Source organism: Cronobacter sp. HA18006, assembly GCF_011605445.1.
Lineage (GTDB): Bacteria > Pseudomonadota > Gammaproteobacteria > Enterobacterales > Enterobacteriaceae > Cronobacter > Cronobacter sakazakii.
Genome location: NZ_JAANQB010000007.1, coordinates 1 through 9,517 on the forward strand (window position 1 = coordinate 1; position 9,517 = coordinate 9,517).

General features: G+C 50.7%; 14 protein-coding genes and 1 pseudogene. 14 read left to right on the top strand and 1 reads right to left on the bottom strand.

Features of this window, described 5'->3' with window-relative positions; genetic code table 11:
* The 11 genes from G9X48_RS01610 to G9X48_RS01660 form a co-directional block, all read left to right on the top strand.
* The coding region (locus G9X48_RS01610) for a hypothetical protein (RefSeq protein ID WP_243760743.1) at positions 1 to 404 on the top strand (404 nt) is incomplete at its 5' end.
* A 42-nt stretch (positions 405 to 446) separates the two neighbouring features.
* Entirely contained in the window at positions 447 to 812 is a 366-nt protein-coding gene (locus tag G9X48_RS01615; RefSeq protein WP_007853466.1) for a hypothetical protein, read from the top strand.
* Between the two features lie 67 nt (positions 813 to 879).
* The gene (locus G9X48_RS01620; RefSeq protein ID WP_007853464.1) at positions 880 to 2,892 is read left to right on the top strand and encodes a ParB N-terminal domain-containing protein; all 2,013 of its coding nucleotides are present in this window, start codon (positions 880 to 882) and stop codon (positions 2,890 to 2,892) included.
* 37 nt (positions 2,893 to 2,929) lie between these two features.
* On the top strand, positions 2,930 to 3,364 hold the full coding sequence (psiB, locus tag G9X48_RS01625) for a conjugation system SOS inhibitor PsiB (protein WP_007853461.1): 435 nt from the start codon (positions 2,930 to 2,932) through the stop codon (positions 3,362 to 3,364).
* Complete coding sequence (locus G9X48_RS01630) at positions 3,361 to 4,092, top strand: plasmid SOS inhibition protein A (RefSeq protein WP_007871824.1); 732 nt, start codon at positions 3,361 to 3,363, stop codon at positions 4,090 to 4,092. The genes psiB and G9X48_RS01630 overlap by 4 nt, the downstream gene beginning before the upstream one ends.
* Positions 4,093 to 4,154: 62 nt before the next feature.
* Positions 4,155 to 4,319, top strand: a complete 165-nt coding sequence (locus G9X48_RS01635; protein WP_007853455.1) for a hypothetical protein — start codon at positions 4,155 to 4,157, stop codon at positions 4,317 to 4,319.
* Between the two features lie 40 nt (positions 4,320 to 4,359).
* Positions 4,360 to 4,539: a hypothetical protein gene (locus G9X48_RS01640; RefSeq protein ID WP_007853453.1), complete on the top strand. Its 180-nt coding sequence runs from the start codon at positions 4,360 to 4,362 to the stop codon at positions 4,537 to 4,539.
* Between the two features lie 193 nt (positions 4,540 to 4,732).
* Complete coding sequence (locus G9X48_RS01645) at positions 4,733 to 4,810, top strand: DUF5431 family protein (protein ID WP_166499908.1); 78 nt, start codon at positions 4,733 to 4,735, stop codon at positions 4,808 to 4,810.
* A 55-nt stretch (positions 4,811 to 4,865) separates the two neighbouring features.
* Positions 4,866 to 6,206: an ISNCY family transposase gene (locus G9X48_RS01650; protein ID WP_000589001.1), complete on the top strand. Its 1,341-nt coding sequence runs from the start codon at positions 4,866 to 4,868 to the stop codon at positions 6,204 to 6,206.
* A gap of 642 nt (positions 6,207 to 6,848) precedes the next feature.
* The gene (locus tag G9X48_RS01655) at positions 6,849 to 7,421 is read left to right on the top strand and encodes a cytochrome b/b6 domain-containing protein (protein ID WP_001515348.1); all 573 of its coding nucleotides are present in this window, start codon (positions 6,849 to 6,851) and stop codon (positions 7,419 to 7,421) included.
* A gap of 199 nt (positions 7,422 to 7,620) precedes the next feature.
* Positions 7,621 to 8,544, top strand: coding sequence for a cation diffusion facilitator family transporter (locus G9X48_RS01660; RefSeq protein WP_000167917.1), 924 nt, complete (start codon positions 7,621 to 7,623; stop codon positions 8,542 to 8,544).
* Positions 8,545 to 8,677: 133 nt separating this feature from the next.
* Here the strand turns inward: G9X48_RS01660 and ydfV are convergent.
* Positions 8,678 to 8,782: pseudogene (ydfV, locus tag G9X48_RS21370) on the bottom strand (protein YdfV); the annotation flags it as partial.
* A 24-nt stretch (positions 8,783 to 8,806) separates the two neighbouring features.
* On the opposite strand from ydfV, the gene relB reads away from it, so the two are divergent.
* The 3 genes from relB to G9X48_RS21375 all read left to right on the top strand — a co-directional run.
* Positions 8,807 to 9,046: a type II toxin-antitoxin system antitoxin RelB gene (gene relB, locus G9X48_RS01665; RefSeq protein ID WP_000534858.1), complete on the top strand. Its 240-nt coding sequence runs from the start codon at positions 8,807 to 8,809 to the stop codon at positions 9,044 to 9,046.
* Entirely contained in the window at positions 9,046 to 9,333 is a 288-nt protein-coding gene (gene relE / locus G9X48_RS01670) for a type II toxin-antitoxin system mRNA interferase RelE (RefSeq protein ID WP_000323025.1), read from the top strand. The genes relB and relE overlap by 1 nt, the downstream gene beginning before the upstream one ends.
* A gap of 115 nt (positions 9,334 to 9,448) precedes the next feature.
* Positions 9,449 to 9,517: hypothetical protein (locus G9X48_RS21375; RefSeq protein ID WP_243760744.1), on the top strand; the 69-nt coding region annotated here is incomplete at its 3' end.

Below are 9,517 nucleotides of genomic sequence, written 5' to 3' on the forward strand. Positions count from 1 at the left end.
ATCCCCGTTCAGAAAACAAGGGTGAAATGCACGCCTGCGGCGCCCTTGTTTTCTGCCCGCGTCTGTCGCTCCTTTGCCCTTCGCCGCGAGAGAACTCACCAGGGAGATGGATTAACCATCGAGAGGAAAAAACCAGGATGAACACACAGAACGTCAACACCGCCGCTCAAGAATCTTCCAGGAAGATAGGGGAAGAACAAAACCCTGTTTCTGTCGCACGGGAGTGGGTGGCTCAGGCCACTGCGCTGAAAGCGGGGGTCACTGTCACCGTATCCGATGTGTCCCGATACGGCGACGTGCAGGTTGAGATCCGCACCAACGGAAAGCTTAACTGGCGCGCCTGGTCATTTGAGCCGGATTTTCTTTTTGAACTGAAACGCAACCTGCAATACGTGCAGCGGTAACCGGAGGCCGGGTGTCCGGCCTTAACCTAAAAAGGAGAAAACATGCAGAACCGCAACAACCGTCCGGCGACCAGAAAGGTCGGGCAGAGCACCGAAATTGTGAAGTTGCTGCGCATTCAGGCCAGCGACACCCACGTGATCGAGTTTGACAACGTGGACACCCGTTTTAATGACTGTGACAACTGGCGTGTGGTTGCAAGGGGAAAACGTGTCCTCTTCAGCACACGCATGCATGAGCGTTTTTCAGACGTGAAATCAGGGCTTCTGGCAACGATTAACGTATGTGAAAACCTTGCCAGTGAGACAGATTCAGCAGTCCTCGATGGGGCAAAAGCCATGATTCAGGTACTCGACGGATATCCGTCCTTTGCGGCACTGGCTGCACACCCGAAACGCATTATCGAGTAACCGAGCGCCGTGACCGGAGGGCAATCCGGCCACGGCTAACCACAACTATCACTGAGAGGTAAAAATTATGGTCGCCACCAATACTACGGCAAAAAAAACCGCTAAAACCACCCGTCAGACTAAATCTGCGGAAAAAAACGCGCAGTCTACCGAACATAAGCTCATCAAGCTGCTCGCTGATACGCCCGTACAAATCTTCCCGTACTCCCGCCTGTCACCCACTGACTTAAACACGCGCATCATTCCGCATACCGAACAGGAAGTGGAAGAGATGGCAGACAGCATTCAGGCAATGGGCATCTTGCAAAACCTGATCGGTGCAGAACTGCCGGACGGTACGATCGGCATTGTCGGCGGGGAAGGTCGCCGCAGAGGCACAGGCATTCTGGTGATTCGCGGTGTGCTCGATGCAGAGACGCCGTTTGTTCCGGTGAAAGTCCTGCCCGTGGAGATGGCGGTGGCGGCCTCGATGATCGAGAACGGCCGACGCAAAAACATGCATCCTGCCGAGCAGATAATCGGTTTTCGCACTCTTCAGCAGGAAGGAAAAACGCCCGCTCAGATCGGCGCGCTGATGGGCTACCACCCGCGCCACGTTCAGCGCTGCCTGAAACTGGCGAATCTTGCCCCCTCACTGCTGGATGCGCTCGCGCGGGATGAAATCTCCCTTGAACAGTGTGAAGTTCTGACACTTGCTGATACCCATGAGCGTCAGGAGCAGGTCTGGAAAGAGGCTGTTCTACAGTGGCGCAATCCTGCCGTACAGTTCCTGCGCAAAATGGTGACCGACGACAAGATGGCCATCAGTCACCCGATGTTTGAGTATGTGGGCGAGGGAGCCTATACCGCTGCTGGCGGTACGCTGACTGCCGACCTGTTTAGCGATAAGGACAGCACCTTTGCCGATGCATCAATGGTGAAATCTCTGCTGGCTGGCAAGCTCACTGTACTTGCCGCCCGTCTTAAACAGGAGCAGGGCTGGGGCTGGGCTGAATTCCGTATGACAGAGCTGCGCGCCAGCGGTGAGGATAGCGAACAGTTCCGTTTTGCCATGCCGAAAGCTGTACTGACGGAAGAAGAACAGAAGCGTATCAGTGAGCTGGAAGAAAAAATGGAAGCCACTGAAAACTATGATGATGAATACGAGTTTCAGCAGCAGATCGATGACATTCACTGCGAGGCGACGTACCGCGAAGCCACGCCGGAATTTCGCGCCGCGCACGGTATCTGGGTCTCATGGGATAGTGACAGTTTTAAGGTTCAGCCTGGAATCCGCAAGCTGACCGACGAAGACCGGGAAGCAGAAGAACTGGTTCGTCAGGAACGTGAAAATAACGTAATCAGACACACCACACCTGAGATTCCCGCTGACGCCTACTCGGCTACGCTGGTTAAGGCCATGTCTGCGGAGCGCACTCTCGCCGTTCAGGCGGAACTGGCGGGGCGCCCCGATGTATCGGTGGCGCTGCTGACGTGGACACTGTGTCTCAGTATGTTTGACCGCAGCTACGGAAAGCGCAGCGAACCGCTGAAAGCTTATGTGACCTCGAATCAGTATCACCTTGCATCACTGGCTCCATCTGGTGAAGAAGGGAAGGCGCTGACGGCGCTTAAAGCACAGAAAGAGGCGCTTCAGGCAACGCTGCCCGAAAACTGGCATCTCGATTTCACCTGGCTGCTGTCATGGTCAGCAGAGCAGGTGAACACCCTGCTGGGTTTCTGTGCAGCGCACGGTATCAACGGCATTCAGGAACGCCTGTATAACCGCACGGACACCAGTGATCTGGACGGGCTGGAAGCGGCGCTGGACTTTGACCTGCGCAAGTGGTGGCAACCGGGTGCAGAGAGCTACTTCGGCAAGCTCACCATCGCCCAGATCGGCAAAGCCTACGAAGAAGCCGGACTGAGTGCCCGCGCCGGAGAGATTGTGAAGCTCAAGCGCCGCGATGCGGCGAAGGCCGCCGAACAGGATCTGAATGCTCAGGGCTGGCTGCCTGACTGGATGGTGCGCCCTGCGCCAGCCGCTGAGGCAGAAGAAGCCACTGAATCCGACGCTGATACCACTGACCACGCTGCTTAATACCGGAGGCCGCCGCCTTCGGGCGGCGGGAACAGACATGACCATGCAATATGACCTGAACCGAATCAACACCCTGACCGCCTCCGACCTGGAGTTTATCCGTCAGCAGGGCGAGGACGCGCGCCGCGCCCTCAGCGATGCCGTGACCGGCCTCCTGTCGACACCTGAAGGATGGCGCGTCTGCGCCGAATACCGCAGCGAGTTTGGCGGCTTCTTTCCCGTCCAGTGCCGCTTCAGCGCGGACGGTAGTGATGACTGGCATCTGTGCGTGTGCAGCCCCGGCGAAGTCTCGCCGTACTGGCTTCTGGTGCTGCTATCCTCCGGCGGTGAAGTGGTGCGTACCCTTTACCAGAGCGACACGCTCCAGCCTGACCGGATAAATCAGCTGATCGCGCAGCTGGCAGGTATGCGACGCTTTAACTGCACTGCCCGCACCGTGGCGAAGCTGATGAATGTGGAGGTGACAGCATGATCCCGTCCTCACACGCGCTCGTTTCCCTGAAGCCCGCCCGTCAGGCTGCAATACAGGCTATCAGCCATGTTGAGTCTGCCCGCGAACGCGGCGCACGACTGCCTGCCATGCCGTATGTGCGTACCTTTCTGCGGCTTCTCGCGGGCAGCGGACGTCTCAACGCTACGGTGGCCAATAAAATACCTGGTCTGCACTGGGTGCCAAATAACCGTCATTCGAACCTGAAACAGGTCGAGGAGGCGCTTAATACGATGATTGCCACCAGTGGCGAAGCCTGCCCGCTGCCGCTCACGATTGACGTACAGGCCGAACTATTTCCTGAAGTCATGCACACCCAAACGGTTCGACGGCTGCACAGGTCCGGCATTAAGACTTCGCGCCAGCTGCGCCGCCAGTCTCGTGAGTACGAACAGCGCTGGAAACTACGCCAAAACCTGCTGGAGCAGGCAAAAATAGACCTGAGTTTTCAGTCACCGGAAACCGTATGCGCCTGGTACACCCGGTGGAGCGACGAGTTTGACGCGGCAGAGCTTGCCGCACCGTTCTGGTGCTGGCAGTCGCGGTTCTCGTCACTGAAGGGACTTGAATGGCTTCGCATCAGCGGCGAGCCGCTGTATGCAGTGATGTACGAAATCCCGTTTATTGTCCGGGAAACTCCGGAGAATATCCGCACGGCTGAACGCTGGCAGGTTCCGAACAAGTTGCGGTATCAGCAGGGGGCAGAATGAGAAACAATCCCTGCAAGACTGAGTTGAAGATCGCCCGGAGCCAGCGTAACAAGCTCCGTACCATGTCTGCAAAGCTGAAAGAGATGTGTTGCGAGTGGGACGGCCTGAGTGGCTGGCTGGAAAACGAAAGCGAGCAGCTGGCGGAGAGTATAGACAAGCACCTTGAAGCGCTCGAAGATCAGATCCGGGAGTGGTCAGAAGGTACGGATAACCGGGAGGGATATTGAGGATTATCAGCCGCAGGTTCGACCAAAAGAGACAGGAACCGTGTTCCGGCATGCTGAAAGCGGGAAGATTCTGTACCGTCTCGATGCCCGGCTGGAGCGCGATGACTGTGAAATGTTGCAGGCGATGATCAGCCTTGTCTATAACGCCGACGTGGCCGCCGGAAGCGAACAGCGAGCCGCTGAAATTCGGGCGGCGCTGGGGATTTCAGCGGCTGAATGACGCGGAAAAACGATGAGGATTTATACAGTTTTCAGACTGTTATTCCTGGGCAGATGATCGACAAAGGAATATAATGGCGATGGCGCTTGAGGCTTTTTGCCCCATGACGTTCACGTGGTGTGTAACATTGTTGTGAGGCAGAAAGAAGAAAGCCCCGAAGGTAATTTTTCAATTAACCAACGAGGCCATCTGCATGCTTGAACAACATCAGGATAGCCTCTTACCCGCCGTAAGGCAAGGAGAAGAAGGCCATGTTAACACCAAGCTGTAATGTCCCCTTTGAACCATTCTAAAATGTCCCCAGACAATTCTCTGGGGGATTTTTCATGATCAAAGAGACTGTTACGATGAGTCATAAGGAACTCGACCGACTTCACATTATTCAGGAGTCACTTAATCGCCATATTACTCAGGAACAAGCTGCGGCACGCATTGGCATTTCTATTCGGCAGGTTAAACGTCTGGTGCAACGGTATAGAAATGAAGGGCCTTCTGGTCTAGTTTCCCGCCGACGTGGAAAGCGTCCCAATAATTCCTTTTCTACCGAATTCAGAGCAACAGTAATTTCACTCCTCAAAGGCCGCTACGCTGATTTTGGACCTACGCTTGCGTGCGAAAAATTGCGCGAGATACACGGCTTGTGTTTATCCATTGAAACTCTCAGGAAGTGGATGGTAGAGGAGGGCATATGGCGCGAACGTCGTCGTAAGTTTGCCCGAATTTATCAGCGCCGGATGCGGCGCCCATCCTACGGTGAACTCATCCAGATTGATGGCTCGCCTCATGACTGGTTTGAAGGTCGGGGCCCCAAATGCACACTGATAGTCTTTATCGATGATGCTACCAGCGCTCTGATGGCGCTACGATTCGCTCCTGCAGAAACAACCCGGGCTTACATGGAAACCCTCCGGGGTTACCTTAATGATCATGGCGTACCACTGGCTCTCTATTCTGACAGACACAGTATATTCAGAGTAAATAACCCGGAGCGGGAAGGAGAGTTGACTCAGTTCACACGTGCGATAAAGACACTGGGCATCGAGCCAATCCATGCCAACAGCCCGCAGGCAAAAGGGCGGGTAGAGCGTGCCAATCAGACACTGCAGGACAGGCTGGTCAAAGAAATGCGGCTTCAGGGTATCAGTGATATTGAAACAGCAAACGCATGGTTGCCGACCTTTATTGAAGCCTATAACAACCGGTTTGCTACGCCGCCTCGTATTGCTGATAACGCCCATCTTGATGTACACCATTCTGAAGAGGAACTGGGTTATATCTTCAGCCTCCAGGCGAAGCGCGTTCTCTCCAAAAATCTCACTTTCCAGTACAAAAGCAGTGCGTTTCAGATTCGCAGTGAAGGCCGGGGATATCGACTTCGGCATTCGGTTGTCACGGTATGCGAAAGCTTTAACGGTGAAATTAAGGTTCTGTATGATGGGAAAGCGTTGGGATGGGAAAAATATGTTGATGGCCCGGAGCCTATACCACTGGATGATGAAAAAAGTGTCCATGAACGTGTGGATAATGCCCGTTTTGATTTACGCTCAAAATTCTACGTAAAACCTAAAGCTGACCATCCTTGGCTCACGCGCCGCACGCAAAGTAATCAGCAAGTGAAGCCCCCTAAATTACCCAGAAAGAAGGCTGATCCCGATAAAATGGACTGAAACCAGGCGTTATTCAGTTGAGTGCATATCCAGTCATAGGATAGATTCTTACGTAGCGTTTCTGGCGTGCATTTTCGGGTGGTTTGTTACTGTTTTTAACGGGGACACGTCAGAAACGCGCTCAGGCCGTCTGAGCGGTACGCGTAATGCGGCGTTATGGTAAATAGCCTATGCTAATGTCCGCTAAGAGCGAGAAGCGGACATTGCAGACTGCCCAGTAGAAAAAGTGCTATCAGAATTATCTAAAGGAAGATCGTATTTACCATGTCTCATTCTAACTGTTTAATAAATTACAAAAATTAAAATTTCCATTTAATATCATCGCGTTAAGCAAGAGAATTAAACCTCTCATTTAATTTATGATTCTTATTTAATTCATGAGTTGGTGTAAAAATAGGTTGCCGCACTATAGAAAGACACATATTTAAACCCAGCAGGAAATCATATTTGAAAGTAATGTGTTTAAGGGGCTGCGTAACAAGAACAGCAAGTAAACACATAGTAATAACAGTTACCATTCCCATTTCGCAAGTGGCCATATCAGAGGTGAACTAATGCCTGCTGCAATTTTAAGAATTAAGGTTATCCTAATAATTCTTTTGTATGATTAAGATCATCGATAAATTTACTAAGGACTCATTAATGAAATTGCGACTCTGGAATCTATTACCCCATGATTACGCTCCTTTTTTTCGTATTCTTCACATCATTGTGGCATTTCTAATATTATCACAAATTATTAACTCTAATCTGACAGAGACCGAAGCAATTGGTGAACATAGTCTTGAAGGAGTTATAACCTGGATGCACATTATTTCAGGGTTAGGACTGATTATTTGTGGTTTTATTATGTTAAGTTGGATGCTTACTCAAAGAGGTTTTACTTATTATTTTTCATGGGTAGGGCTTGACTTTAGTGGTATTAAGCAAGATATAAAAACGTTGACTAGTTTCCGACTGCCCGATGCACATTCGGGAGGTATTGCCAGTACAATCCAAGGATTTGGAGTTCTAGCATTGCTAATTGTAGCACTTTCAGGTGGCCTATGGTTCTTGTTGAATACCATGCAGTCAAATCTGGCTGAAACAGTAATCCACTGGCATAAGTTCTTTACTACTTTCATTGAGGTCTATTTTTATGCACATGGTGCAATGGGAGTTTTGCATATTTTAATTGAAAAATATAAAAGCCGCTCAGTTAACCTAAGTGACTAATCTGTTGTGAGATAATATTACTTCAAGTTGAAGAAAACCCTAAAAATAAAATTTAGTTTACTAGAAGATGAAACAGCACTTGCAGAGACTTTTTAATTAAATTTAATAAAAACGAAAAAATATTCATGGCGAAATGATTGTTTAATTATCTATCATGGATAGAAATGTGAGTTAGTCGTCCTATTTTAGGAAGTTAATAATGACTAAAACAAAAGGGTTACCTCGTCCGCTGACGCACTACGCTTGGCTTTCCATTGCCACGGCTATTGCCACTATCGGACTCAAAGGTGTGGCGTGGAAAATGACCGGTTCGGTCGGTCTGCTATCTGATGCCATCGAATCCGTAGTTAACCTCGCAGGAGCCCTAATGGCGCTCTGGATGCTGACCTTGGCTGCGCTTCCGGCCGATGAGAACCATGCATATGGGCACGGCAAAGCCGAATATTTCTCGAGTGCTTTCGAAGGATTTCTGATCCTATTGGCGGCAGCCAGTATCGCCTATACCGCAGTTGAGCGGATGTTAACTCCACAGCCGCTTGAGGAGATTGGTCTCGGATTACTGGTTTCAACAGTCGCATCAATCCTTAATTTTGTGACGGCTCGCATTTTGTTAAGGGCTGGCAGGCAGCACAACTCTATCACTCTTGAGGCAGATGCTCATCACCTGCTGACCGATGTCTGGACGTCGGTCGGTGTCATTTTTGGTGTCGGACTGGTTTATCTGACCGGCTGGTTTTGGGTCGATCCGATCGTTGCATTGCTGGTCGCAGCCAACATCGTTTGGACTGGTTATCAGCTTATGAGTCGTTCAGCTGCAGGTCTGATGGACGTATCGCTACCCACGGAAGAACTCAAAAAAATCGAGTCACTGCTGGCAGGATATCGTGAACAGGGGCTTGATTTCCATGCACTACGTACACGCCAGGCTGGCGGGCGGGCGTTTATGACAATGCACATCCTAGTTCCTGGGCGATGGACTGTTCAATATGGGCACGACTGGGCCGAGCGTATAGAGAATGATATCCGCACCGCACTGCCTTTTATCCATATCACCACTCATGTGGAACCGTTGGAAGATCCCGCGTCAATGAACGACCAAACGCTCGACATTTCTGATCACTAAACTAACCACATGTCGCTGGTCGGGCAGGGTAACAAACCTCGCTCTACAAAAATTTCAGGTATTCTCTATAATTCTGAGGGTACTTGATGTGACCTGCGCCCAATTGTTGGGCACGCAATATTTTTAAAAAGTCCGCTTCTGGCACAAAGCGGACAGTGATCACCGTTCTTACGACTACTTTCTGACTTACTTCGTGACTTGCCCTAAGCATGTTGTAGTGCGATACTTGTAATGACATTTGTAATTACAAGGGGTGTAAGACATGGGTAGCATTAACCTACGTATTGACGATGAACTTAAAGCGCGTTCTTACGCCGCGCTTGAAAAAATGGGCGTAACTCCTTCTGAAGCGCTTCGTCTCATGCTCGAGTATATCGCTGACAATGAACGCTTGCCGTTCAAACAGACACTCCTGAGTGATGAAGATGCTGAACTTGTGGAGATAGTGAAAGAACGACTTCGTAATCCTAAGCCAGTACGTGTGACGCTGGATGAACTCTGATGGCGTATTTTCTGGATTTTGACGAGCGGGCACTAAAGGAATGGCGAAAGCTGGGCTCGACGGTACGTGAACAGTTGAAAAAGAAGCTGGTTGAAGTACTTGAGTCACCCCGGATTGAAGCAAACAAGCTCCGTGGTATGCCTGATTGTTACAAGATTAAGCTCCGGTCTTCAGGCTATCGCCTTGTATACCAGGTTATAGACGAGAAAGTTGTCGTTTTCGTGATTTCTGTTGGGAAAAGAGAACGCTCGGAAGTATATAGCGAGGCGGTCAAACGCATTCTCTGAACCAAAGCATGACATCTCTGTTTCGCACCGAAGGTGACACTTCTGCTTTGCGTTGACAGGAGAAGAAGGCCATGAAACTGCTGCGAAGCACCCTGTTCTGGTGTGTATTAATGATATGTATAACGTTGTTAATGTTCACATTTCTGACGCGTCATTCGCTGTGCGAACTGAGGCTGAAGGACGG